Source organism: Leclercia sp. UBA7405 (assembly GCF_037152215.1).
GTDB lineage: Bacteria > Pseudomonadota > Gammaproteobacteria > Enterobacterales > Enterobacteriaceae > Enterobacter > Enterobacter pneumoniae.
Window position 1 is genome coordinate 22,279 of the sequence record NZ_JBBCMR010000007.1, and the last position, 23,599, is coordinate 45,877.

The 23,599-nt window shown below is 55.4% G+C and carries 23 protein-coding genes; 14 read left to right on the forward strand and 9 right to left on the reverse strand.

The window, feature by feature from the left end:
• Positions 1 to 125 precede the first annotated feature (125 nt).
• The gene (locus WFN75_RS20750; protein WP_046886218.1) at positions 126 to 2,558 is read right to left on the reverse strand and encodes a bifunctional aspartate kinase/homoserine dehydrogenase II; all 2,433 of its coding nucleotides are present in this window, start codon (positions 2,556 to 2,558) and stop codon (positions 126 to 128) included.
• Between the two features lie 2 nt (positions 2,559 to 2,560).
• Positions 2,561 to 3,721 (reverse strand): cystathionine gamma-synthase, encoded by a 1,161-nt coding sequence (gene metB, locus WFN75_RS20755; RefSeq protein ID WP_040078034.1) that lies wholly within the window; start codon positions 3,719 to 3,721, stop codon positions 2,561 to 2,563.
• 277 nt (positions 3,722 to 3,998) lie between these two features.
• Here metB and metJ point away from each other — a divergent pair, with 277 nt between their 5' ends.
• Positions 3,999 to 4,316 carry a met regulon transcriptional regulator MetJ gene (gene metJ / locus WFN75_RS20760; RefSeq protein WP_007369220.1) on the forward strand — a complete coding sequence of 106 codons (318 nt, stop codon included), beginning with the start codon at positions 3,999 to 4,001 and terminating at the stop codon, positions 4,314 to 4,316.
• A gap of 69 nt (positions 4,317 to 4,385) precedes the next feature.
• On the opposite strand, the gene WFN75_RS20765 is transcribed toward metJ, so the two are convergent.
• Together WFN75_RS20765 and rpmE are read right to left on the reverse strand one after the other, a co-directional pair.
• A complete protein-coding gene (locus WFN75_RS20765; RefSeq protein WP_336996747.1) occupies positions 4,386 to 5,066 on the reverse strand; it encodes an oligogalacturonate-specific porin KdgM family protein in 681 nt (226 codons plus the stop codon).
• Positions 5,067 to 5,398: 332 nt separating this feature from the next.
• Positions 5,399 to 5,611, reverse strand: coding sequence for a 50S ribosomal protein L31 (gene rpmE, locus WFN75_RS20770; protein WP_040078031.1), 213 nt, complete (start codon positions 5,609 to 5,611; stop codon positions 5,399 to 5,401).
• A 201-nt stretch (positions 5,612 to 5,812) separates the two neighbouring features.
• On the opposite strand from rpmE, the gene priA reads away from it, so the two are divergent.
• The 7 genes from priA (at position 5,813) to rraA (ending at position 13,786) form a co-directional block, all read left to right on the forward strand.
• Positions 5,813 to 8,008, forward strand: a complete 2,196-nt coding sequence (gene priA, locus WFN75_RS20775) for a primosomal protein N' (protein WP_207292630.1) — start codon at positions 5,813 to 5,815, stop codon at positions 8,006 to 8,008.
• 136 nt (positions 8,009 to 8,144) lie between these two features.
• The gene (cytR, locus tag WFN75_RS20780; protein WP_040078029.1) at positions 8,145 to 9,170 is read left to right on the forward strand and encodes a DNA-binding transcriptional regulator CytR; all 1,026 of its coding nucleotides are present in this window, start codon (positions 8,145 to 8,147) and stop codon (positions 9,168 to 9,170) included.
• A gap of 82 nt (positions 9,171 to 9,252) precedes the next feature.
• A complete protein-coding gene (ftsN, locus tag WFN75_RS20785; RefSeq protein ID WP_288821891.1) occupies positions 9,253 to 10,251 on the forward strand; it encodes a cell division protein FtsN in 999 nt (332 codons plus the stop codon).
• A gap of 94 nt (positions 10,252 to 10,345) precedes the next feature.
• Positions 10,346 to 10,876, forward strand: a complete 531-nt coding sequence (hslV, locus tag WFN75_RS20790; protein ID WP_003862036.1) for an ATP-dependent protease subunit HslV — start codon at positions 10,346 to 10,348, stop codon at positions 10,874 to 10,876.
• Positions 10,877 to 10,885: 9 nt separating this feature from the next.
• Positions 10,886 to 12,217 (forward strand): HslU--HslV peptidase ATPase subunit, encoded by a 1,332-nt coding sequence (hslU, locus tag WFN75_RS20795; protein WP_040078025.1) that lies wholly within the window; start codon positions 10,886 to 10,888, stop codon positions 12,215 to 12,217.
• A 64-nt stretch (positions 12,218 to 12,281) separates the two neighbouring features.
• Positions 12,282 to 13,208, forward strand: a complete 927-nt coding sequence (menA, locus tag WFN75_RS20800) for a 1,4-dihydroxy-2-naphthoate polyprenyltransferase (RefSeq protein ID WP_207293890.1) — start codon at positions 12,282 to 12,284, stop codon at positions 13,206 to 13,208.
• Between the two features lie 92 nt (positions 13,209 to 13,300).
• Complete coding sequence (rraA, locus tag WFN75_RS20805) at positions 13,301 to 13,786, forward strand: ribonuclease E activity regulator RraA (RefSeq protein WP_046886212.1); 486 nt, start codon at positions 13,301 to 13,303, stop codon at positions 13,784 to 13,786.
• A gap of 38 nt (positions 13,787 to 13,824) precedes the next feature.
• Here rraA and WFN75_RS20810 read toward each other — a convergent pair whose 3' ends face one another.
• Positions 13,825 to 14,211, reverse strand: coding sequence for a hypothetical protein (locus WFN75_RS20810; protein WP_336996748.1), 387 nt, complete (start codon positions 14,209 to 14,211; stop codon positions 13,825 to 13,827).
• 143 nt (positions 14,212 to 14,354) lie between these two features.
• Positions 14,355 to 14,594: a septal ring assembly protein ZapB gene (zapB, locus tag WFN75_RS20815; RefSeq protein WP_040078018.1), complete on the reverse strand. Its 240-nt coding sequence runs from the start codon at positions 14,592 to 14,594 to the stop codon at positions 14,355 to 14,357.
• Between the two features lie 400 nt (positions 14,595 to 14,994).
• Here zapB and WFN75_RS20820 point away from each other — a divergent pair, with 400 nt between their 5' ends.
• The 4 genes from WFN75_RS20820 (at position 14,995) to fpr (ending at position 19,346) form a co-directional block, all read left to right on the forward strand.
• Complete coding sequence (locus WFN75_RS20820) at positions 14,995 to 15,840, forward strand: MIP/aquaporin family protein (protein WP_040078017.1); 846 nt, start codon at positions 14,995 to 14,997, stop codon at positions 15,838 to 15,840.
• A 21-nt stretch (positions 15,841 to 15,861) separates the two neighbouring features.
• Positions 15,862 to 17,370: a glycerol kinase GlpK gene (gene glpK / locus WFN75_RS20825; RefSeq protein ID WP_040078016.1), complete on the forward strand. Its 1,509-nt coding sequence runs from the start codon at positions 15,862 to 15,864 to the stop codon at positions 17,368 to 17,370.
• A 123-nt stretch (positions 17,371 to 17,493) separates the two neighbouring features.
• The gene (gene glpX, locus WFN75_RS20830; RefSeq protein WP_336996749.1) at positions 17,494 to 18,504 is read left to right on the forward strand and encodes a class II fructose-bisphosphatase; all 1,011 of its coding nucleotides are present in this window, start codon (positions 17,494 to 17,496) and stop codon (positions 18,502 to 18,504) included.
• A gap of 95 nt (positions 18,505 to 18,599) precedes the next feature.
• Positions 18,600 to 19,346, forward strand: a complete 747-nt coding sequence (gene fpr / locus WFN75_RS20835; protein ID WP_040078014.1) for a ferredoxin--NADP(+) reductase — start codon at positions 18,600 to 18,602, stop codon at positions 19,344 to 19,346.
• Here fpr and WFN75_RS20840 read toward each other — a convergent pair whose 3' ends face one another.
• Positions 19,347 to 19,766, reverse strand: coding sequence for a DUF805 domain-containing protein (locus WFN75_RS20840; RefSeq protein ID WP_040078013.1), 420 nt, complete (start codon positions 19,764 to 19,766; stop codon positions 19,347 to 19,349).
• 113 nt (positions 19,767 to 19,879) lie between these two features.
• On the opposite strand from WFN75_RS20840, the gene WFN75_RS20845 reads away from it, so the two are divergent.
• Complete coding sequence (locus WFN75_RS20845; RefSeq protein WP_336996750.1) at positions 19,880 to 20,476, forward strand: DUF1454 family protein; 597 nt, start codon at positions 19,880 to 19,882, stop codon at positions 20,474 to 20,476.
• A gap of 111 nt (positions 20,477 to 20,587) precedes the next feature.
• Positions 20,588 to 21,355, forward strand: coding sequence for a triose-phosphate isomerase (gene tpiA, locus WFN75_RS20850; RefSeq protein WP_040078010.1), 768 nt, complete (start codon positions 20,588 to 20,590; stop codon positions 21,353 to 21,355).
• Between the two features lie 36 nt (positions 21,356 to 21,391).
• Here tpiA and WFN75_RS20855 read toward each other — a convergent pair whose 3' ends face one another.
• Both WFN75_RS20855 and WFN75_RS20860 read right to left on the reverse strand, forming a co-directional pair.
• Positions 21,392 to 22,696 (reverse strand): SLC13 family permease, encoded by a 1,305-nt coding sequence (locus WFN75_RS20855; RefSeq protein ID WP_336996751.1) that lies wholly within the window; start codon positions 22,694 to 22,696, stop codon positions 21,392 to 21,394.
• Between the two features lie 73 nt (positions 22,697 to 22,769).
• Positions 22,770 to 23,519 carry a CDP-diacylglycerol diphosphatase gene (locus WFN75_RS20860; protein ID WP_046886229.1) on the reverse strand — a complete coding sequence of 250 codons (750 nt, stop codon included), beginning with the start codon at positions 23,517 to 23,519 and terminating at the stop codon, positions 22,770 to 22,772.
• Positions 23,520 to 23,599: the final 80 nt, after the last annotated feature.

Consider the following 23,599-nt stretch of genomic DNA (forward strand, 5'->3'; position numbering starts at 1 on the left):
TCAGGGGAGATGAGGGGAGTTCATGGTGGGGTTTGGGTGCGGTCTGTCCGCCCTCACCCCGGCCCTCTCCCTCAGGGAGAGGGAGAAGATGGTTCCCTCCCCTGGCGGGGAGAGAACCAGCAAGATTACAGCAGTTGCGCCAGACGGTTGATATCTGACTGAATGGCGCCAGCGGTGACATCGCGCCCCGCGCCAGGCCCACGAATCACCAGTGGGTTATCGCGATACCAGCGGCTTTCAATGGCAAAGACGTTATCACATGGCAGCAGTGCCGCCAGCGGATGCTCCGGACGCACGGCTTCTACCCCGACGCGGGCTTTACCGTTGGCATCGAAGCGCGCCACGTAGCGCAGCACCAGCCCCATCTCACGCGCGGCTTCCAGACGTTGCACCATTTGCGCGTTCAGCTCGTCACCGTTCTCGAAGAAGTGATCGACAGAGCCCTCCTCGCATCCTGCAGGCACAAGCGACTCGACGCGTACGGCGCTGGGTTCGATATCGTAGCCCGCTTCGCGCGCCACAATGACCAGTTTACGCATCACGTCTTTCCCGGAGAGATCGACGCGCGGATCCGGTTCGGTCAACCCCTGCTGCCATGCCTGATCCACCAGGTCCGTAAAGGGCACGGTTCCGTCAAACTGCAGGAACAGCCAGGAGAGCGTACCGGAGAAGATGCCGCTGACAGCCAGGATGCTGTCGCCGCTTTCAATCAAATCACGCACCGTGTGGTTCACCGGCAAACCGGCCCCCACGGTGGCGTTATAAAGCCAGTGGCGACCCGTTTTTTCAAACGCATCGTGGATTTGGCGATATTTATCGGTATTGCTCGCCCCGGCCAGTTTGTTCGCGCTAATCACGTGGAAACCGTGGCTGGCAAAATCCAGGTACTGATCGGCCAGCTGCTCACTGGCGGTGACGTCCAGCACCACTAAATCGTCATACGGATGCGCTCGCATCCACAGGAAGAGCGACTCTTCATCCTGCTCGACCGCTTCGTCGTTAAAGAACGCGAGCGCCCGGCTGGCATCCAGCCCTTCGTAGTTCAGCAAGCTACGGCGGCTGTCCACCACCCCCGCCAGCACAAATTCGAAGCCGGTACGCGCCGACAGGGTTGTCTGCTCGCGAGCAAACAGCTCAAGCCAGCGAGAACCGATGTTACCTTTGCCGAACAGTACCAGGCCAATACGCTTTTCCGCGCGGAACAGCGAGGTGTGTAGCCCCTGAATCAGACTTTCGGTCGGCCCTTTACGCAGCACGGCAACCAGGCTGATGCCCTCTTCCGACTGCCAGGTGAACTCCACCGGCTGGCCTTTCAGTTGCTGCCAGAAACGGTGGCAGTGCAGCGGGTTGCGGGTGACGCCCGCACCGACCATCGCTACCAGCGCCAGCCCCTGGCGCAGACGAAGTTCGCCCGGCAGGCCTGCTTCATCCAGAATTTTTAAGGCGCTGTCCGCCACTTCTGCGGTATAGCAGAACTGCAGCAGCTGACGGTCGTTATGCACGCCAACGGCCAGCGGACGCACCTGAGCACGCTTCAGAACCAGATCGATATCTTTATGCGCCAGCTTAAAGTCCTGTCCCGCCGGCACCTGGAACTCAATCAGGCAGATATCATCATGGCTGGTCACAATACGTGCGCCGGTACCGGAGGCCAGCACGCGTTCGATGCGGGTAGAGCCCTGATCCGGGGTGTAGCTGCAACGGAGTTGTAGATCGATATCGCTGCCGGAAACCGGCTGCAGGGTGCGCGCATGCAGAACCGGTGCGGCCAGACGCGCCAGCTCGCTGGCTTCGTCCAGACGCAGAAGCGGCAGCAGACAGGCATCTTTAACTTTACGCGGGTCGGCACTGTACACGCCGGCGACGTCGCTCCAGATGGTGACGCGGTTAACCCCCGCCAGCGCACCGATTTGGGTTGCCGAATAGTCAGAGCCGTTACGCCCCAGCAGCACGGTTTCGCCCGCGTTGCTGCGGCTGATAAAACCGGTCACGACGATGCGTTTACCCGGATGCTGTACCAGCAACTGTTGCAGGAGCGGATAGGACAAGCCTTCATCCACCTGCGGCTGCGCAGCGCGTTCGGCGCGCAGGAAGTCACGCGCATCAAGCCAGGCGGCTTCAAGACCTTGTTGTTCCAGAACGGCGGCCATCAGCCGCGCAGACCAGACCTCGCCGTGGCCAACCACTTCAGCGTAAACCGCATCGGTCACGCCGCTATCCAGCAAGCCGGCCAGACGTTCGAGATCGTGAATGAAGGTACTGATCAGGCCATCCGCCACCTCGGCAGGCAGCAAACCGGCGATCAGTTCGCTCTGGTAACGGCGTAATGACTGTTGTACCTGATGCGCAGAGAGACGATCGGTCTGGCTTAATTTCAGCCAGCTAATCAACTGGTTGGTGGTGCTGCCCGCCGCAGAGACAACCATCATGTCCCCCGGCATCGAATATTCCGCCATGATCCCCGCGACCCGCAGGTAACATTTCACATCAGCAAGACTACTACCACCAAACTTGTGCAGTTGACGACCCTTCGCCCCTGCCTGCGCTATCACACTCATGATTACCCCTTGGCTGCGACCCGGAAGCCATTTTCCAGATCGGCAATTAAATCTTCACAATCTTCAATACCGGTTGAGATGCGTAGTAGCGTCTCAGCGATCCCGGCGGCGGCACGCGCTTCTGGCGCCATGCCAGCGTGGGTCATTGTTGCGGCGTGGGAGATTAAGCTTTCAACGCCCCCTAATGATTCCGCCAGCGTAAACAGTGACAACCCGCTCAGGAAGCGACGCAGCGTCTGCTCGTCGCCATCCAGTTCAAAACTTAACATCGCACCAAAGCCCTTTTGTTGACGGGCCGCAATCTCGTGTCCCTGATTTTCCGGCAGCGACGGGTGATAGAGCTTTTTCACCAGCGGCTGGGTCTTCAGGAAATCGACAATCGCCTGGGCATTACGCTGCGCCACTTCCATACGCGGCGACAGGGTGCGCAGTCCACGCAGCAGCAGGTAGCTGTCAAACGCACTGCCGGTGACGCCGATGTTATTCGCCCACCATGCCAGTTCGGTGACAAGCTCAGGATCCTTTGCAATCACTACCCCGGCGACCACGTCAGAGTGGCCGTTCAGGTATTTAGTACATGAATGCAATACCAGGTCCGCACCCAGCGCTAACGGATTCTGCAGCGCAGGACTGAGGAAGGTATTATCCACTACAGTTATCGCTCCCGCATCCCTTGAGAGCTGACAAATTTGTGCAATATCGACGACGCGCAACAGCGGATTGCTTGGACTTTCCACTAAAACCAGCTTTGGCTTCTCAGCCAGCGCCTGTTTTAGCGCCTGCTCATCCCCCTGATCGACAAACAAGACGCGGTAGCAACCCCGTTTTGCCAGGCTGTCAAACAGACGGTAACTGCCGCCGTAGCAGTCGTGCGGGGCCACCAGCAGATCGCCAGGTTTCAGGAACACCGTGGTGACAAGATGAATAGCCGACATGCCAGTATTGGTCAGTACCGCGCCGGCGCCGCCTTCCAGTTCCGCCAGCGCACGCTGGGTGACATCACGCGTAGGATTGCCACGACGCGAGTAGTCATGCGCGCGCGGTTCATTAAATCCGGTGAAGTTATAGGTACTGGAGAGATGAATCGGCGGGACGACGCAGCCATACTGCTCGTCGTCATTCAATCCGCTACGCACTGCAATGGTGGCCTGTTTACGCGTCATGGTGAAGGCTTCCTGGCTTAATGGATGAAAAGTCAGGCCTCAGAGTAAACATTGATTATATGGACGTCAATACATCTGGACATCTAAACTTCTTTGCGTATAGATTGAGCAATACGCAAATAGCCGTTAAAATTATATGCTTTAGCGCATAACGCAGAGGCAATATCCGTGTCACAGCGGCGTCTCTACGGTAAACTACGCGGGATTATGGCCCCGGCCCCGGCAGTCGCTGCGGCGTTGGCCTCATATTAATGACTTAGAGGATTAAAGGTATCTCATGGCTGAATGGAGCGGCGAATATATCAGCCCATACGCTGAGCACGGTAAGAAGAGTGAACAAGTAAAAAAAATTACGGTTTCCATTCCTCTGAAGGTGTTGAAGATCCTCACCGATGAACGTACGCGTCGTCAGGTGAATAACCTGCGTCACGCCACTAACAGTGAACTGCTGTGCGAAGCGTTCCTGCATGCGTTTACCGGTCAGCCCTTGCCTAACGATGAAGATCTGCGCAAAGAGCGCAGTGATGAAATTCCGGAAGAGGCGAAGGTGATCATGCGTGAACTGGGCATCGACCCGGATACGTGGGAATACTAAGGCAGCCAGGCTGAATCAGCCCTGACGATAAAATGCGATCCCGCTGAGCCGACTCAGCGGGATGGCTTCTTAGAAGTTGTAGCCTAAGCCCATACGAAAACGGGTTTGACGATCGTTGGTTGTCGCCGTGTTGTATCCGGACGCGACATTGCCCACCTCTGCAAAGGGCACCCAGGAATCTATTTTATAGGCCACGCGGAAGTTATATTCGTAATCCTCTTTTTTATTATTATATAGATTTTCATTGTCTGCGAACTTATAGAGGCCGTTCAGTTCGAGCATGACATTATCGATATTATAACCCAACCAAATTTCTGGGCGATAAACCATACGGTCATCTCGCCCCTGCGCATTACGCCGCGTATATTCCGTACGGTAGCGAAATGCTGTCCACCAGTTCTCATTTATAGCGTACTGTACGCGTAAATAGGGCTTATAAATTGCCATATCTTCGCCCATCTCCACGGCAATGCCCGATTGCCAGAGTAAACCTTGCCAGCCAAACTGATAACTCACCGTATATTCACTGCTATTACTTTCCATATTATTGAGCGCGTCGTTTGACTGCTTATTATCAGAACGCGCGACACCCTCGACCGCCACGCCAAAGCCCGTTCCAAAGCGGTGTGACATGTACACGCGGTCGTAGTTACGTCCATCATCATAATACTCGTGTCGGTAATCTACATACCCTGCCTGCGCCGCGCACGATAGAAATGGAAGCAGTAATAAAAGTGGCTTCATTTTCATAACAATTCCCTCGAAGTCTATATTCAATCCTGAACGCCATCGCTAAAAAATGGCAAAATAAAAACAAGACACGAGCGAAGTGTAGAATTACCCGAAGCGGGAAACCTTTTATATTTGGACACCCAGAATAAATGCGTGGCAGAGAGATCAAGAAAACAGAGATGAATATCACCCTCTGTTAAAGAATAAGCCAGCCAAATATTTGAGTGGGAAATATAAAAAGAGAGTAATGGAAAATAATGATTTTTAATTTAAATAAAAAGAAGTTAATTATTCAGGCAGTATGTTGCAGGCATAAAAAAAACCGCCCGTAGGCGGTTTCTTCTGGAAGCTTATTTCGCGCCCGGGATGCTGAAACGCTTGTTGAAGCGGTCAACACGGCCACCGGTTGCAACATCACGCTGCTTACCAGTGTAGAACGGGTGGCATTTACCGCACACGTCCAGGTTCAGATCGTGGCCCACGGTGGAGCGGATCTGGATAGCGTTACCGCAAGAGCAGTTTGCAGTAATCATTTCGTATTTCGGGTGAATATCTTTTTTCATGGGAGAACCTCAGTAAAGGCCGCGTCGCTCTTCCAGCCCTAACGCCAGACACCACGCGATGTTGAATGTAAGTTCTTTGGCGTAAAGTACACCAAAGGCGGCGAATCATACAGAATTTAACCAGGCGATGCAAACTGATCCGCACGCCGCCTTTCACTAATGTGTATACTAACGCGCCACTTTTCAAGTCAGGAAGATTCGATGCCCGTTGCTCACGTTGCCCTGCCCGTTCCGCTTCCCCGCACCTTTGATTACCTGCTGCCCGACGGCATGGTTGCTCAGGCTGGCTGCCGCGTGAACGTGCCGTTCGGTAAGCAGCAGCGGGTGGGGATTGTGGTCTCAGTCAGTGAGCAAAGTGAGCTGCCGAGAAGCGAACTGAAAAGCGTGGTCGAGGTGCTGGACGACGAACCCGTCTTCTCCGCCAGCGTATGGCGGTTACTGCTCTGGGCCGCCGATTATTACCACCATCCGCTGGGCGACGTGCTCTTCCATGCGCTACCGATCCTGCTGCGACAGGGCAAAAATGCCCGCCATGCCCCTCAGTGGTACTGGTTTGCCACCGAGCAGGGTCAGGCGGTGGATATCAACAGCCTGAAGCGCTCGCCAAAACAGCAGCAGGCGTTGGCAGCATTGCGTCAGGGGCGTATCTGGCGCCATCAGGTTGAAGATCTGGAATTTAATGACGCCGCGCTGCAAGCGCTGCGTAAAAAAGGGCTGTGTGAACTGGCAAGTGAAGCCCCGGCCATTCAGGACTGGCGTAACGGCTTCTCCGTGGCGGGTGATCGACTGCGGCTTAATACCGAGCAGGCGACGGCGGTAGGCGCTATTCATAGCGCATCGGATCGCTTCTCCGCATGGCTGCTGGCAGGCGTGACGGGCTCAGGTAAAACAGAAGTTTATCTTAGCGTACTGGAGAACGTCCTTGCTCAGGGCAAGCAGGCGCTGGTGATGGTGCCGGAGATCGGCCTGACGCCGCAAACCATCGCCCGCTTTCGCGAGCGTTTTAATGCGCCGGTTGAAGTGTTGCACTCCGGCCTGAACGACAGCGAGCGTCTCAGTGCCTGGCTGAAGGCGAAAAATGGTGAAGCGGCGATTGTTATTGGTACTCGCTCTTCTCTGTTTACCCCTTTCAAGAATCTGGGCGTCATTGTTATCGATGAAGAGCACGACAGCTCTTATAAACAGCAAGAGGGCTGGCGTTATCACGCCCGCGACCTGGCGGTGTACCGTGCCCATAGCGAGCAGATCCCGATTATTCTTGGCTCCGCCACGCCCGCGCTGGAAACCCTGCATAACGTGCGCCAGCGTAAGTACCATATGCTGCGCCTGACCCGCCGCGCGGGGAATGCCCGACCGGCGACGCAGCATGTGCTCGATTTAAAAGGTCAGCAGGTGCAGGCGGGATTAGCACCAGCGCTGATCGCGCGTATGCGTCAACATCTGCAGGCGGATAACCAGGTCATTCTGTTTCTCAACCGTCGCGGTTTTGCGCCGGCACTGCTGTGCCATGATTGCGGCTGGATCGCCGAGTGCCCGCGCTGCGACCACTACTATACTCTGCACCAGGCGCAGCATCATTTGCGCTGCCACCACTGCGATAGCCAGCGGCCAATACCACGCCAGTGCCCCTCTTGCGGCTCTACGCATATGGTGCCGGTAGGGTTAGGCACCGAGCAGCTTGAGCAGGCGCTCAGCCCCTTTTTCCCGGATGTACCTATCTCACGTATTGACCGGGACACCACCAGCCGTAAGGGTGCGCTGGAGCAGCACCTGGCCGAAGTACATCGCGGCGGTGCCCGCATTTTGATCGGCACCCAGATGCTGGCGAAGGGGCACCACTTCCCGGACGTGACGCTGGTTGCGCTGCTGGACGTGGATGGCGCCCTCTTCTCGGCGGATTTCCGCTCTGCGGAGCGCTTCGCCCAGCTGTACACCCAGGTGGCGGGACGTGCAGGACGTGCGGGTAAACAGGGCGAAGTGGTGCTGCAAACTCACCATCCCGAGCATCCGCTGCTGCAGACCTTGCTGCAAAAGGGCTACGACGCCTTTGCCGAGCAGGCGCTGGCAGAGCGGCAATCGCTGCAGTTACCGCCATGGACCAGCCATGTCATTATCCGGGCAGAAGATCATAATAATCAGCAGGCTCCCCTGTTCCTGCAGCAGCTACGGAATCTGTTGCAAGCCAGCCCGCTGGTAGACAATCAGCTCTGGATCCTCGGGCCGGTACCCGCCCTGGCGCCAAAACGCGGCGGACGCTATCGCTGGCAGATTTTGCTTCAGCACCCCTCTCGTATTCGCTTACAGCACATCGTCAGCGGAACCTTAGCGCTCATCAATACCTTACCTGAAGCGCGCAAAGTGAAGTGGATGCTGGACGTCGATCCCATCGAAAGCTGAACCGCAATGAGAGGGGGATCGTAAAATTCAATGTGCATCACACTTTTTATGAAAATTCTGTAACCGATTCCATAAACTATCTGATAAAAAATGGGGTAATTCAGTAGATCGGTGATGCGCCTGTGAGGAGAAGACGTTGAAGTCCAGGAAAGAGGTTGCTCCGGCGACCATGAAAGATGTTGCCCTGAAGGCGAAAGTCTCGACGGCAACCGTATCCCGCGCATTAATGAACCCCGATAAAGTCTCTCAATCTACGCGCAATCGCGTAGAACAGGCGGCTCTCGAGGTAGGTTATCTGCCTCAGGCAATGGGACGTAACGTCAAACGTAACGAATCCCGCACCATTCTGGTCATCGTGCCGGATATCTGCGATCCCTTCTTTAGCGAAATCATTCGCGGTATTGAAGTCACCGCTGCGGCGAAAGGCTATCTGGTGCTGATTGGCGATTGTGCTCATCAAAATCAGCAGGAAAAGACCTTTATCGACTTGATCATTACCAAGCAGATCGATGGCATGTTACTGCTCGGCTCGCGCTTGCCTTTCGATGCCAGCATCGAAGAGCAACGCAATCTGCCGCCGATGGTCATGGCTAATGAATTTGCGCCTGAACTGGAGCTGCCGACGGTTCACATTGATAACCTCACCGCCGCCTTTAATGCCGTGAATTATCTGCAAGAGCTGGGGCATAAACGCATTGGCTGCATCGCCGGGCCAGAAGAGATGCCGTTGTGTCACTACCGCCTGCAGGGATATGTCCAGGCGCTGCGCCGTGCGGGCGCAACGGTGGATCCCCACTACATCGCCCGCGGCGATTTTACCTTTGCCGCTGGCGGGCTGGCGTTAGAGACGCTGCTGGCGCTGCCGGAACCGCCAACGGCGGTCTTCTGCCATAGCGATGTGATGGCGCTGGGGGCGCTCTCCTGTGCCAAACGCCAGGGTCTGCGAGTGCCCCAGGATCTCTCCATCATCGGTTTTGATAACATCTCCTTGTCTGAGTTTTGCGATCCGCCGCTCTCAACCGTGGCCCAACCCCGCTTTGAGATTGGCCGTGAAGCGATGCTCCTGCTGCTCGATCAGCTGAATGGCCAGACGGTCAGCAGTGGATCGCGTTTACTGGATTGCGAATTGATCGTTCGCGGTTCTACGCGGGCGCTGACGTAAATCAGACTCCCTTATCTGGTCAAAGGCCCGTCGCTTAAGTAACATGACGGGCTGACAAACGAATAAATACAGCGAAACGATAGTGGCACAACGAGATTATGTACGTCGCGGCCAGCCGGCACCTTCGCGACGCAAAAAGAGTAGCCCAAAGAAACAGCAACGGAACCTGCCTGCTGTCTCGCCTGCGATGATCGCAATTGCCGCGGCTGTCGTGGTGGCTTTTATTGGCGGCCTGTACTTTATTACGCATCATAAAAAAGAAGAGACTGAGGCGCTTCAGGGCAGCAAAGTCGCCGGAAACGGCCTGCCGCCAAAACCTGAAGAGCGCTGGCGTTATATCAAAGAGCTGGAAAGTCGCCAGCCAGGCGTGCGTGCGCCAACCGAACCCTCCGCCGGAGGGGAGGTGAAGAACGCCGATCAGCTCACGAACGAACAGCGTCAGCTATTGGCTCAGATGCAGGCCGACATGCGCCAGCAGCCAACGCAGCTGAACGAAGTCCCGTGGAATGAACAAACGCCCGCACAGCGTCAGCAAACGTTGCAGCGTCAGCGTCAGGCTCAGGTCCAGCAGCAACAACAGCAGCAGTGGTCGCAAACCCAGCCGGTACAGCAGCCTCGCACGCAGCCGCGCGTGACGGAACAGCCTTATCAGCAGCCGCAGCAGCAAACGCGCACGGTACAGACGCAACCTGCCCAGCAGCCAAAAGCGCAGCCGCAAAAGCAAGCGGCCCAGCCGTATCAGGATTTGCTGCAAACACCGGCGCATACCACCGCACAGCAGCCGAAAACGCAGCAGGCCGCACCGGTTACCAAAGAGACCGAGGCGCCGAAGCAAACGGCTGAGAAAAAAGATGAACGTCGCTGGATGGTACAGTGTGGTTCCTTTAAAGGGGCAGAGCAGGCGGAAACCGTACGTGCCCAGCTGGCGTTTGAAGGATTTGATTCACGCATCACCACCAATAACGGCTGGAATCGCGTGGTAATCGGCCCGGTGAAAGGCAAAGAAAATGCCGATGGCACCATTTCCCGTCTGAAAGTCGCGGGCCACACAAACTGTATCCGACTCGCATCCGGGGGTTGAAACCCCCAAAATCTCCCCCATCTATCATTCTATTCAGCCCTGAGCACTGGCTCAGGGCATCTGTTTCCCGAATTTGTAACCAGGGGGTCTGCTCGTGACAACAATAGTAAGTGTACGCCGTAACGGCCAGGTGGTGATTGCCGGTGATGGCCAGGCCACGCTGGGTAATACCGTCATGAAGGGCAACGTGAAAAAAGTTCGCCGTCTGTATAACGACAAAGTGATCGCCGGTTTTGCGGGCGGCACTGCGGATGCCTTCACGCTGTTCGAGCTGTTCGAACGTAAACTGGAAATGCACCAGGGTCATCTGGTGAAAGCCGCCGTTGAGCTGGCGAAAGACTGGCGTACCGATCGTATGCTGCGCAAGCTTGAAGCGCTGCTGGCAGTGGCGGATGAAAACGCGTCGCTGATCATCACCGGTAACGGTGACGTCGTGCAGCCAGAAAATGATCTGATTGCTATCGGCTCTGGCGGTCCATATGCCCAGGCCGCAGCCCGCGCACTGTTGGAAAACACCGACATGAACGCGCGCGATATCGCTGTGAAGGCGTTGGATATTGCAGGTGATATCTGCATTTATACCAACCACAACCACACCATTGAAGAATTACCGTCTAAAGCGTAAGGATCGCCCATGTCTGAAATGACCCCACGCGAAATTGTCAGCGAACTGAACAAACACATTATTGGCCAGGACAACGCTAAGCGCTCCGTGGCGATTGCCCTGCGTAACCGCTGGCGCCGTATGCAGCTTGACGAAGATCTGCGCCACGAAGTGACCCCAAAAAACATTCTGATGATCGGCCCGACCGGTGTCGGTAAAACCGAAATCGCTCGTCGTCTGGCAAAGTTGGCCAATGCGCCGTTTATCAAAGTCGAAGCGACCAAGTTCACCGAGGTGGGCTACGTAGGTAAAGAAGTGGATTCCATCATCCGCGATCTGACCGACTCTGCGATTAAAATGGTGCGCGTGCAGTCCATCGAGAAAAACCGTTATCGCGCCGAAGAGATGGCCGAAGAGCGTGTTCTCGACGTCCTGATCCCACCGGCGAAGAACAACTGGGGCCAGGCAGAACAGCCTCAGGAGCCCTCTGCAGCACGCCAGGCATTCCGTAAAAAACTGCGCGAAGGCCAGCTGGATGACAAAGAGATTGAGATCGATCTCGCTGCGGCACCGATGGGCGTTGAAATCATGTCTCCACCAGGCATGGAAGAGATGACCAGCCAGCTGCAGTCTATGTTCCAGAACCTGGGCGGCCAGAAACAAAAACCGCGTAAGCTGAAAATCAAAGATGCGATGAAGCTGCTGATTGAAGAAGAAGCGGCAAAACTGGTTAACCCGGAAGAGCTGAAGCAGGACGCGATTGACGCCGTTGAACAGCACGGTATCGTGTTTATCGATGAGATCGATAAAATCTGTAAGCGCGGCGAATCCTCCGGCCCGGATGTTTCTCGCGAAGGCGTACAGCGTGACTTGCTGCCGCTGGTGGAAGGCTGCACCGTCTCCACTAAGCACGGCATGGTGAAAACCGACCATATTCTGTTTATCGCCTCCGGCGCATTCCAGGTGGCGAAGCCCTCTGATCTGATCCCAGAACTGCAGGGTCGTCTGCCAATCCGTGTAGAACTGCAGGCGCTGACCACAGAAGATTTCGAGCGCATCCTGACCGAACCTAACGCCTCTGTAACCGTACAGTACAAGGCGCTGATGGCGACCGAAGGGGTGAATATCGAATTCACCGAAGACGGTATCAAACGTATCGCTCAGGCCGCATGGCAGGTGAACGAAACCACCGAAAACATCGGTGCACGTCGTCTGCATACCGTGCTGGAGCGTCTGATGGAAGATATCTCTTACGATGCCAGCGATCTCAATGGTCAGAGTATTACCATTGATGCCGACTATGTGAGTAAGCACCTTGATGCTTTAGTAGCAGATGAAGATCTGAGCCGTTTTATCCTATAATCGCGTTCATTGCATTTTCATCACAAACGATGGGGCTGAAAAGCCCCATTTTTATTGGCACATAATAACGATGACTGAAATCAGCCGTACGCAAGCCTGGCTAGAAAGCCTGCGCCCAAAGACTCTCCCCCTCGCCTTTGCTGCCATTGTGGTAGGCACGGCCCTCGCGTGGTGGCAGGGTCATTTTGATCCTCTTGTTGCCTTGCTGGCGTTGATTACCGCTGGCTTACTGCAAATTCTCTCTAACCTCGCCAACGACTATGGCGATGCCGTAAAAGGCAGCGACAAACCCGATCGTATCGGACCTTTGCGCGGCATGCAGAAAGGGGTCATTACTCAGGAACAGATGAAACGGGCCCTGATTATCACCGTGGTGCTGATTTGTCTGTCCGGGCTGGCGCTGGTTTCGGTTGCATCAAAAACCTTTAGCGATTTTATCGGCTTTCTGGTGTTAGGTTTGCTCGCCATTATCGCGGCCATTACCTACACGGTTGGCACCCGACCTTATGGCTACATTGGTCTGGGCGATATTTCAGTGCTGGTCTTTTTCGGCTGGCTGAGCGTAATGGGCAGCTGGTATCTGCAGGCTCATACGCTGATTCCTGCGCTGTTCCTGCCGGCGACCGCCTGCGGTCTGCTGGCGACGGCAGTGCTGAATATTAATAACCTGCGTGATATCGACAGCGACCGCGTGAACGGCAAAAACACCCTGGCGGTGCGTTTAGGCCCCGTGAATGCCCGTCGCTACCACGCCTGCCTGCTGATCGGCGCGCTGGGTTGCCTGGCGTTATTCAACCTGATTTCGCTGCAGAGCGTGTGGGGCTGGCTGTTTATTCTGGCGGCGCCGCTGCTGATTAAACAGGCGCGTTATGTCATGCGCGAACAACGTGCAGAGGCCATGCCGCCGATGCTCGAACGTACTGTAAAAGGGGCGTTGCTGACTAACCTGTTGTTCGTTATCGGTATTGTGCTCAGTCAGACGCTGAGTTAACTGACAAATATCAATTAACAATTGATGATTTTGCCAACAATGCCTTTCGCGCGATATACTGAAATCACTCGCAGCAACAGAGCGTTAAGCCTATGAAATACGATACCTCCGAGCTTTGCGACATCTATCAGGAAGATGTCAACGTCGTAGAACCCCTGTTCTCCAATTTTGGTGGACGGTCGTCATTCGGCGGTCAAATCATCACGGTGAAATGTTTCGAGGACAACGGGTTGCTGTATGATCTGCTCGAACAGAACGGCCGTGGCCGCATTCTGCTGGTCGATGGCGGCGGCTCCGTGCGTCGTGCGTTAATCGATGCCGACCTGGCGCGTCTTGCCACGCAGAACGAATGGGAAGGGATTGTGGTCTACGGCTCCGTGCGCCAGGTGGACGATCTGGAAGACCTGGATATCGGCATCCAGGCTATCGCCGCCATTCCGGTGGGGGCAGCGGGTGATGGCATCGGCGAAAGCGATGTACGCGTCAATTTCGGCGGCGTCACCTTCTTCTCTGGCGATCATCTGTATGCCGACAATACCGGGATTATCCTTTCTGAGGATGCCCTGGATATTGAGTAACGAAAAAGGCCATCGGCAAACCGGATGGCCTTTTTCTTTTATTTGTCCTCACCCGATTCATAATGGGTGATACGAATTTCATACGTTCCCTTCCGCTCCTCGACAGCAATCCCCATCTGAACACGACGGCCGGGATAGCTATCAATATAAGCGTTGAGCTTTTCAGCTATCGACTGGATTTTATCCTCTTCAATATCCGTAAACGTAAGCGTACTGATCTGCAAGCCACTTCCCTCATCGGCGTGACGGGTGAAATACCAGTGCGATGCAAGCCTGGGTGCCTGCCTGAGCGGTTCAGGTGTTAATAAATAATATTGAAGAAAATCACGTTGCGTGTATTCCTCATCCATGAAGGAACGCGTCATCAAAACACAATAAAGTATCGCCAGCGCAGAGAACGTTAAAACAAGGAAATATTTCTTCATACGCGCAATTCAAGAAAAGTGTTATCGACAATATCGCTTCGTTTCGTCATCTCGCGTTCCGTGTGAGTTGTCGTATCAAGCGAATCTATTTCGATAAAATAAAAAAGGCACGCATTTAGCGTGCCTTTTGTACGAATTCGGAATTACACTTCTTCCATACGTCCCAGCAGTGCCTGCAGACGATCCTGCCAGCCACTCTGCTGTTCGCGCAGCTGGTTGTTTTCACGCTCCAGCTCTTCACGACCGTGCTGTGCAGCCTGAACATCCTGCGCCAGCGCGTTGTTTTTTTCTTTCAGCTCTTCGATTTCCATCTGCAGCAGCGTGATGGTGTCAATCGCCTGCTGTACTTTCGATTCCAGTTTCTCAAACACTTCTAAAGACATGATCCTACCTCTCCTGAATTGCAAGGCGACGCTTCAATGTAAACGCGCAAGACATATGTTCCGATTGTATGGAGCGCCGTCGCCCCTGTCCAGCGGCAAGCCGCGTAGATCGCGGTTTGACACACTTTTCGGCCTCGTCCTGGTGCATTCGCGTCACCTACCCCTTAATTGTTAATACTTTAGTTAACAAAATGGTCCATCTCATACACCAGACTTATCCTTAAATGCGCTTCATGGCGCGAAAACGCTCATTTTATTGACGCAGCACACACATTTTAAGTTCGATATTTCTCGTTTTTGCTCGTTAACGATAAATTAACACTGTGTCTACAGGACATGGTGGTCAGCGCTAAGCTGACCGCGCTAACAATAACCATTAATTATTCTTCAGGATCCGATTATGAGTGAAACATCAACCTTAAAAGGCCAGTGCATTGCCGAGTTCCTTGGTACCGGGTTGTTGATTTTCTTCGGAGTGGGATGCGTCGCTGCACTGAAAGTGGCAGGTGCCAGTTTCGGGCAGTGGGAAATCAGTATTATCTGGGGTCTGGGTGTGGCGATGGCCATTTACCTGACTGCAGGGGTATCTGGTGCACATCTTAATCCGGCGGTGACCATCGCGCTGTGGCTGTTTGCGTGCTTTGATGGACGCAAAGTGGCTCCGTTTATTCTTTCGCAATTTGCCGGCGCGTTTTGCGCAGCGGCATTAGTTTACGGGCTTTATTACAATCTTTTCATCGACTTCGAGCAGACGCACCACATGGTGCGCGGCAGTGCCGAAAGTCTCGACCTGGCGGGAATTTTCTCCACTTATCCGAATCCACACATCAATTTCGTGCAGGCCTTCGCGGTTGAAATGGTGATTACCGCTATTCTGATGGGCGTCATTATGGCGCTGGGTGATGATGGCAACGGCATTCCACGCGGGCCGCTGGCACCGCTGCTGATTGGTTTGTTAATTGCGGTAATTGGTGCCTCAATGGGGCCACTGACCGGCTTCGCCATGAACCCGGCGCGCGATCTGGGACCCAAAACCTTCGCCTTCTTCGCGGGCTGGGGCAGTGTGGCCTTTACCGGTGCTAAAGACATTCCTTACTTCCTGGTGCCGCTGTTCGGCCCTATCGTCGGGGCTTCTCTTGGGGCGTTCGGCTATCGTAAGCTGATTGGCCGCCACCTGCCGTGCGACACCTGCGTAGTTGAGGAGAAAGATACCGCCTCTGCTACTGAATCAAAAGCTTCGCTGTAATCTGACTACGGGACTCTAAACATGACCGACAAAAAATATATCGTTGCGCTCGACCAGGGCACTACCAGCTCCCGCGCTGTCGTAATGGATCATGACGCGAACATCGTCAGTGTTTCACAGCGCGAATTTGAACAAATTTACCCGCGTCCAGGCTGGGTGGAACACGACCCGATGGAGATCTGGGCATCACAAAGCTCTACCCTGGTAGAAGTGCTGGCGAAAGCCGATATCAGTTCCGATGAAATTGCCGCGATCGGCATTACTAACCAGCGCGAAACTGCCATTGTCTGGGAGCGCGAGACCGGTAAGCCGATTTACAACGCCATCGTCTGGCAGTGCCGTCGTACCTCCGAGATCTGCGAAAAACTGAAGCGTGACGGCATGGAAGAGTACATCCGCAGCGCTACCGGCCTGGTGGTTGACCCTTACTTCTCTGGCACCAAGGTGAAGTGGATTCTGGATCACGTAGAAGGCTCACGCGAGCGGGCAAAACGCGGTGAATTGCTGTTCGGCACCGTCGATACCTGGCTTATCTGGAAGATGACCCAGGGGCGCGTTCACGTTACCGACTACACCAACGCCTCGCGTACCATGCTGTTTAACATTCACGATCTGGACTGGGACGATAAGCTCCTGGATGCGCTGGATATCCCGCGCGCCATGCTGCCGCAGGTGCGTAAATCATCAGAAGTGTACGGCCAGACCAATATTGGCGGTAAAGGTGGCACCCGTATTCCTATCGCCGGCATTGCCGGGGACCAACAGGCGGCGCTGTTTGGCCAGCTGTGCGTCAAAGAAGGGATGGCGAAGAACACCTACGGCACCGGCTGCTTTATGCTGATGAACACCGGCGAGAAGGCGGTGAAGTCTGAGCACGGCCTGCTGACTACCATCGCCTGCGGTCCACGCGGCGAAGTGAACTACGCCCTTGAAGGGGCCGTGTTCATGGCAGGGGCATCCATTCAGTGGCTGCGCGACGAAATGAAGCTCATCAGCGATGCCTTCGACTCAGAATATTTCGCCACCAAGGTGAAAGACACCAACGGCGTGTACGTGGTGCCGGCATTTACCGGGCTGGGCGCCCCTTACTGGGATCCGTATGCCCGCGGTGCGATTTTCGGCCTGACGCGTGGCGTGAACTCGAACCACATTATTCGTGCCACGCTGGAGTCCATTGCCTACCAGACGCGCGACGTACTGGAAGCGATGCAGGCTGACTCCGGCATTCGTCTGCACGCGCTGCGTGTCGATGGCGGCGCGGTTGCCAACAACTTCCTGATGCAGTTCCAGTCCGATATCCTCGGCACCCGCGTAGAGCGCCCGGAAGTGCGTGAAGTGACCGCGCTGGGTGCGGCGTATCTGGCAGGTCTGGCCGTCGGCTTCTGGCAGAACCTCGATGAGCTGCAAGAAAAAGCGGTAATCGAACGTGAATTCCGCCCGGGTATCGAAACTACCGAGCGTAACTACCGTTACAGCGGCTGGAAAAAAGCGGTGAAACGCGCTCTGGCGTGGGAAGAGCACGACGAGTAATCCTCTATTCCCTCTCCCATCGGGAGAGGGTCAGGGTGAGGGGCGCAGACCGCACCGGTCTCCGCCCCCCTTCCCACTCTGTGATAAACTTCGTGCAATTCCTTTTGATTGTACGAGTCCCTCATGAAACGTGAACTTGCTATCGAGTTTTCCCGCGTCACCGAAGCTGCCGCGCTCGCAGGCTATAAATGGCTGGGCCGTGGCGACAAAAATACCGCCGACGGCGCTGCCGTCCACGCGATGCGCATTGTACTTAACCAGGTCAACATCGACGGCACCATCGTAATTGGCGAAGGTGAAATCGACGAAGCGCCCATGCTCTACATCGGCGAAAAGGTCGGTACCGGCAATGGTGACGCGGTTGATATCGCCGTCGACCCGATTGAAGGCACCCGCATGACCGCCATGGGGCAGGCCAATGCGCTGGCTGTGCTGGCCGTGGGGGATAAGGGCTCGTTTCTCAATGCGCCCGATATGTACATGGAAAAGCTGATTGTGGGTCCTGGAGCAAAAGGCGCCATTGACCTCAATCTGCCGCTGGAAGATAACCTGCGTAACGTCGCCGCCGCGCTGGGTAAATCTCTCAGTGAACTGACCGTTACCATCCTCGCGAAACCGCGTCACGACGCCACCATTAAGCAGCTACAGCAGCTGGGCATGCGCGTTTTTGCCATTCCGGATGGCGATGTGGCCGCGTCGATCCTTACCTGCATGCCTGATAGCGAAGTGGATGTCATGTACGGTATTGGTGGCGCACCGGAGGGGGTCATCTCTGCAGCCGTCATTCGCGCGCTGGATGGCGATATGCAGGGCCGCCTGCTGGCACGTCATGATGTGAAGGGCGATACTGAAGAGAACCGCCGTATCGGCGAAGAGGAGCTGGCCCGCTGTGCCGCAATGGGTATCCAGGCCAACGCCGTACTGCGGCTGGATGACATGGCACGCAACGACAACGTTATCTTCTCGGCAACCGGCATTACCAAAGGCGATCTGCTGGATGGCATAACGCGCAAAGGCAATATGGCCACAACCGAAACCCTGCTGATCCGCGGTAAATCACGCACCATCCGCCGGATCCAATCTATTCATTACCTCGACCGCAAAGATCCAAACGTCCAGACGCACATTCTGTAAACCGTTTGATCAAACGAGCTTTCCAGCCGCAACAGGCTGGAAATCTCCGCGATGAGGAAGGAAGATAAAGACAGATATTTGCACAGGAGAAGACCATGGCGGAGTGGGTAACAGCGAAAGTCACCAGGAACACGTTCTGGACCGATGCACTATTTAGTCTTACCGTTCATGCCCCTGTTCACCCCTTTAAGGCCGGGCAATTCGCCAAGCTGGGGCTGGAGATCGACGGCGAACGCGTGCAGCGCGCCTATTCTTACGTTAACGCGCCTGACAATCCCGACCTTGAGTTCTATCTCGTCACCGTGCCCGATGGCAAGCTAAGCCCTCGCCTCGCGGCGCTGAAACCGGGCGATGAAGTGCTGATTGTGAGTGAAGCGGCGGGTTTCTTTGTCCTCGAAGAGATCCCAGACTGCGACACGCTATGGATGCTGGCAACCGGCACGGCCATCGGCCCTTATCTCTCTATTTTGCAGTACGGCCAGGATCTGGAGCGCTTCAAAAATATCGTGCTGGTGCATGCCGCTCGCTATGCCGCAGATTTGAGCTATTTACCCCTGATGCAGGAGCTGCAAAAGCGCTACGAAGGGAAGTTAACCATTCAGACCGTCGTCAGCCGCGAAACGGTTGCAGGCTCGCTTACCGGACGCGTACCGGCGTTAATCAAGAGTGGTGAACTGGAGAACGCCGTTGGCCTGCCGATGACGGCGGAAACCAGCCATGTGATGCTGTGCGGCAACCCGCAGATGGTGCGCGACACTCAGCAATTACTGAAAGAGACCCGGCAGATGGCGAAACACCTTCGCCGCCGACCGGGCCATATGACCGCTGAACACTACTGGTAATCAGCGAAACTTCACGTCCTGCGTCTCTTTACCATACTTATTCTCGCTCTGGGTGCCCACAAAGGCGCCCAGGTCGATAATGATCATCACAAAGAGGATGGTCGGTAACAGGCGCCCCACCACCCAGGGTAACATTGACGGCAGCATCGACCAGTTTCCCGCCAACAGCATCCACGCCAGTATCACCAGCAACGCCCATAGCCCAGAGCGACCGCGATCATGCAGACGTTTTACCACCACCGATGCCGTAGGCCAGAGCAGGCACACCAGCGCAAAGGCCGCAGTCTGGGTCGTCAGCCAGGCGTTATACGCTGCGGCAAATAAGATCAGCATGGCGGCAATCCACGCGCCGATCCAGATCCAGAAATCACGGCGGCCTATCCGCCCTTTGAAGGAGAACAACCACTGCTGTAGGGTCATGTAAGATTCCTGATTATTATCGCGACGCGTAGTTTAACCTGGAGCCGCATCTTTTTGACAAGCCAGGCGGATACCGTTTTAATCGTGTGCAGTAATAATTTGGGGTTTTATCGATGAAGATGTGGTTTCACCTTGTTTGGCTCTCTTTAACGCTGCTTAGCGCAGGCTTCTCCGTAAGCGCTGCCCAAACCCCTGCGCCCGCAACTGCACCCTATGTCATGCCTGGGGCGCCCTCTTTTGATCAGTCCATTAGCCAGTTCCGCGAAACCTTTAATAGCAACAATCCTAAGCTGCCGCTCAATGAATTTCGCGCCATCGATGGTGCGCGCGATACGCCCAATCTCACCCGTGCTGCCAGCAAGATAAACGAGAACCTGTATGCTTCCACGGCGCTGGAACGCGGTACGCTGAAAATCAAAAGTATGCAGGTGACCTGGCTTCCCATTCAGGGGCCAGAGCAGAAAGCGGCAAAAGCGAAAGCGCTGGAATACATGAGTGCCATACTGCGGGCCTTTACCCCGGCGCTGACCGAAATTCAGAGTCAGCAAAAATTGCAAAAGCTACTCACCGCCGGCAAGAGTAAACGCTATTACGCCGAGACAGAGGGCGCGGTTCGCTATGTTGTGGCAGATAACGGTGAAAAAGGCCTGACCTTCGCCGTTGAACCGATTAAGCTGGCGTTATCTGAGTCACTTGGCGGGGCTAATTAATGACGAAAAGCAAAGCCTTTCGGGTGAAAATCTCTATACTGATTCACAGACCATGCTGCCCGGAAGGGTGGCCATATTCCTTAATTCGCTGACTAAGCGTGGAGAATTGAAATGCGACATCCTTTAGTGATGGGTAACTGGAAACTGAACGGCAGCCGCCACATGGTAAACGAACTGGTTGCTAACCTGCGTACAGAGCTGGCTGGCGTGACCGGCTGTGCTGTTGCAATCGCTCCGCCGGATATGTATCTGGACCTGGCTAAACGCGCTGCTGACGGCAGCCACATCGTGCTGGGCGCGCAGAACGTTGACGTTAACCTGTCTGGCGCATTCACCGGTGAAACGTCCGCTGAAATGCTGAAAGATATCGGCGCGAAATACATCATCATTGGCCACTCTGAGCGTCGTACCTATCACAAAGAGTCTGATGAGTTTATCGCTAAGAAATTCGCTGTGCTGAAAGAGCAGGGTCTGATTCCGGTTCTGTGCATTGGCGAAACCGAAGCAGAAAACGAAGCGGGCAAAACCGAAGAAGTTTGCGCACGTCAGATCGACGCGGTGCTGAAAACCCAGGGCGCAGCGGCCTTTGAAGGCGCGGTTATCGCTTACGAGCCAGTCTGGGCGATCGGTACTGGCAAATCCGCAACGCCTGCACAGGCTCAGGCAGTTCACAAATTCATTCGCGACCACATTGCCAAAGCCGATGCGAAAATCGCTGAGCAGGTAATCATTCAGTACGGCGGTTCCGTGAACGCAGCGAATGCGGCAGAGCTGTTCACCCAGCCGGATATCGACGGTGCGCTGGTTGGCGGTGCCTCTCTGAAAGCAGACGCCTTCGCAGTGATCGTGAAAGCGGCTGAAGCAGCAAAACAGGCCTAAAAGCCTTTTTCCTCTCCCCCAACGGGGAGAGGAAACCTAGATTTTCCCCAGCAGGCTAAACCACAGATAATCCAGCGGCAGCAGAATCAGCCAGGTTGCCAACGCCAGCGCAATACAGAGCAACATCCCCGCTTTTGCCGGCACTTTTCCCAGCCCCATCGCAACCACAATCGGCGACGACTGATACGGCAGCAGCGGCGTGGAGTAGCCCAGCACCTGGATCATAATCACCGACAGCAGCGGAAAGCCGGTGGCATCTGAGAAACTCTGCGCCAGGGTGGTATAGAGCGCAGGAACGCCGTTAGCGGTCATGATAAAGTTCAACGCGGTAGTAATGCCCGTCAGCGCCAGGAAGCTGGTGAAGGGGCTCTCTTTGTCCAGCGGCATCACCTGCAATAGCGCCTCGCCGACCGCGTTGCCGATACCGGTTTGAGTGACGGTGATCGCCAGACCCAGGATACCCGCCACATAGATGCAGGTGCGCATATTCACCCCGGCAGAAAACTCTTCGCCGGTGATAAAACCAACACGCGGAAGCATCACGATCACGGCCGCCGCCAGCCCGGTCCAGGCGGGCCCAATGCCGTGCCAGCTCTCGCTTACCCACATCACCAGTACAGCTGCCAGTAGCCATGCCAGGCGCTTCTCATCTCGTCCCATGGGCTCTGACGGCGCCAGATCCTGGGGCGGCTTTGGCGCACCGGGGAACAGCCAGCAAATGAGGCCGATCAGAATCACTCCTTTCAGAATGCCAAGCACCGGAGTATGCAGTAGCAGATACGGCACATAGTTGAGGTGGATGCCATACGACCCCTCCGCTGCGCCGCTCATCACCAGGTTCGGCACGTTAGCAGGCAGGATGGTCGCCGAAAGCTGGAAGGTACCAAAGCCCACCGCCAGCGCCAGGCCAAACCATGCTCGTGAACCGTCTGCAATCCCCGCGCGCTTCGCCATCGCCGCCACAATAGGCATCAGCAGCGCAATACGGCCCATGTTAGAGGGCATCACGAACGCCAGCGCATAACTTAATAGCACCACGCTCGCTACCATCAGCATCCAGGAGTCGGTCAATTTAGTCGAGAGTGCTCTCGCCGCCCTGTCTGCCAGACCGGTTTTGCGGATAGCGACACCAAGCACAAATCCACTGAAAACCAGCCAGAAGGCCGACGAAGCGAAACCGCCAAAAATAACCTCAGGCGGCGCGATTTTGGCGGTCATCGCTGCGGTAAAGAAGAGCAGCGCGGTAATAAATTCTGGTAGAAGGGAGGTTGCCCAGAGCACGATGGTGATGCCAACAATGATCGAGGGCAGGAACAGAGGGTGAGTAAACCAGAGCGACATACCTGTCTCCTGTCGTTTTTTTCAGCAAGTCTACGGCGACAGGCAGCCAGAGACAACGCTATTTATGGTGGGGTCACTGCAGAATATCGCATTGATGATCCTGTAATTCTTCCGCGGATGCGCGGTTAAGCAGTAGCAGATTGCGTTCGGTCGCCAGCAGGACAAAGGAGCCGTCAGCCTGCTGTGCCATCGCCAGTGCAAAGCGCCCCATGTGGTTGCGCGCTTCCGGCACCTCTTCCGCCAGCATCAAAAAGGGGCTGCGTTTGACCAGTTCGTTTTCCGTCACCCGACGTGCCAAATAGTCGTGCCCCGCCAGCCCGCCAGGAAAGGGAAGCCACTGAGTACTGATTTGCGCCTGATGCGTATCAAGCTTGATGCGCACGTCCGGGCGCAGGCAAGAGATATGAATATGGAAGTGGTTTTGCGTACGCCCGGTTGGCGAATTAATGGTGAGCGAGACGGCGCTGGCGGGCACCTCCGCACCGCGTTTACGGCTCATAAAATTGCGCGCCTGCCATGCCAGCCAGAAGAAATTAGGCGTATGGGGCTCCAGCAGCAGCGGGCTTTCGGTACCCTTGATGCGATATGTGGGCATCAGCAGATACTGTAAGGGACCGTTACGATCTTTGAATACCACGTAGCCTGCATCCGTTTTCACCTGCTCGCAGGGCGCGGGCTGGCGATGCTGCTGCTGATTGGGTACGCACTGCTCAAGCACGATGTGGCGAAGGGCATCCGGGTTGCCCGCCTTCATCCAGAACCCAACGCCTGCAGCGCCGACAATGATCACCAGCACCAGTAATATAAGCCCTGCTCTTTTCATCTCGCGTTCCCTGTTTTGACCAGAAGAAGAGAGTAACGCAAAAAAGTGACCAATAAAAAACCCGGCGGATTTCTCACGCC

Bases quoted from the DNA above. Each gene is read 5' to 3' on its own strand.
- WFN75_RS20750 (WP_046886218.1), bottom strand. From the start codon at position 2,558: ATGAGTGTGATAGCGCAGGCAGGGGCGAAGGGTCGTCAACTGCACAAG.
- metB (WP_040078034.1), bottom strand. From the start codon at position 3,721: ATGACGCGTAAACAGGCCACCATTGCAGTGCGTAGCGGATTGAATGAC.
- metJ (WP_007369220.1), top strand. From the start codon at position 3,999: ATGGCTGAATGGAGCGGCGAATATATCAGCCCATACGCTGAGCACGGT.
- WFN75_RS20765 (WP_336996747.1), bottom strand. From the start codon at position 5,066: ATGAAAATGAAGCCACTTTTATTACTGCTTCCATTTCTATCGTGCGCG.
- rpmE (WP_040078031.1), bottom strand. From the start codon at position 5,611: ATGAAAAAAGATATTCACCCGAAATACGAAATGATTACTGCAAACTGC.
- priA (WP_207292630.1), top strand. From the start codon at position 5,813: ATGCCCGTTGCTCACGTTGCCCTGCCCGTTCCGCTTCCCCGCACCTTT.
- hslU (WP_040078025.1), top strand. From the start codon at position 10,886: ATGTCTGAAATGACCCCACGCGAAATTGTCAGCGAACTGAACAAACAC.
- rraA (WP_046886212.1), top strand. From the start codon at position 13,301: ATGAAATACGATACCTCCGAGCTTTGCGACATCTATCAGGAAGATGTC.
- WFN75_RS20810 (WP_336996748.1), bottom strand. From the start codon at position 14,211: ATGAAGAAATATTTCCTTGTTTTAACGTTCTCTGCGCTGGCGATACTT.
- zapB (WP_040078018.1), bottom strand. From the start codon at position 14,594: ATGTCTTTAGAAGTGTTTGAGAAACTGGAATCGAAAGTACAGCAGGCG.
- WFN75_RS20820 (WP_040078017.1), top strand. From the start codon at position 14,995: ATGAGTGAAACATCAACCTTAAAAGGCCAGTGCATTGCCGAGTTCCTT.
- glpK (WP_040078016.1), top strand. From the start codon at position 15,862: ATGACCGACAAAAAATATATCGTTGCGCTCGACCAGGGCACTACCAGC.
- glpX (WP_336996749.1), top strand. From the start codon at position 17,494: ATGAAACGTGAACTTGCTATCGAGTTTTCCCGCGTCACCGAAGCTGCC.
- fpr (WP_040078014.1), top strand. From the start codon at position 18,600: ATGGCGGAGTGGGTAACAGCGAAAGTCACCAGGAACACGTTCTGGACC.
- WFN75_RS20840 (WP_040078013.1), bottom strand. From the start codon at position 19,766: ATGACCCTACAGCAGTGGTTGTTCTCCTTCAAAGGGCGGATAGGCCGC.
- WFN75_RS20845 (WP_336996750.1), top strand. From the start codon at position 19,880: ATGAAGATGTGGTTTCACCTTGTTTGGCTCTCTTTAACGCTGCTTAGC.
- tpiA (WP_040078010.1), top strand. From the start codon at position 20,588: ATGCGACATCCTTTAGTGATGGGTAACTGGAAACTGAACGGCAGCCGC.
- WFN75_RS20855 (WP_336996751.1), bottom strand. From the start codon at position 22,696: ATGTCGCTCTGGTTTACTCACCCTCTGTTCCTGCCCTCGATCATTGTT.
- WFN75_RS20860 (WP_046886229.1), bottom strand. From the start codon at position 23,519: ATGAAAAGAGCAGGGCTTATATTACTGGTGCTGGTGATCATTGTCGGC.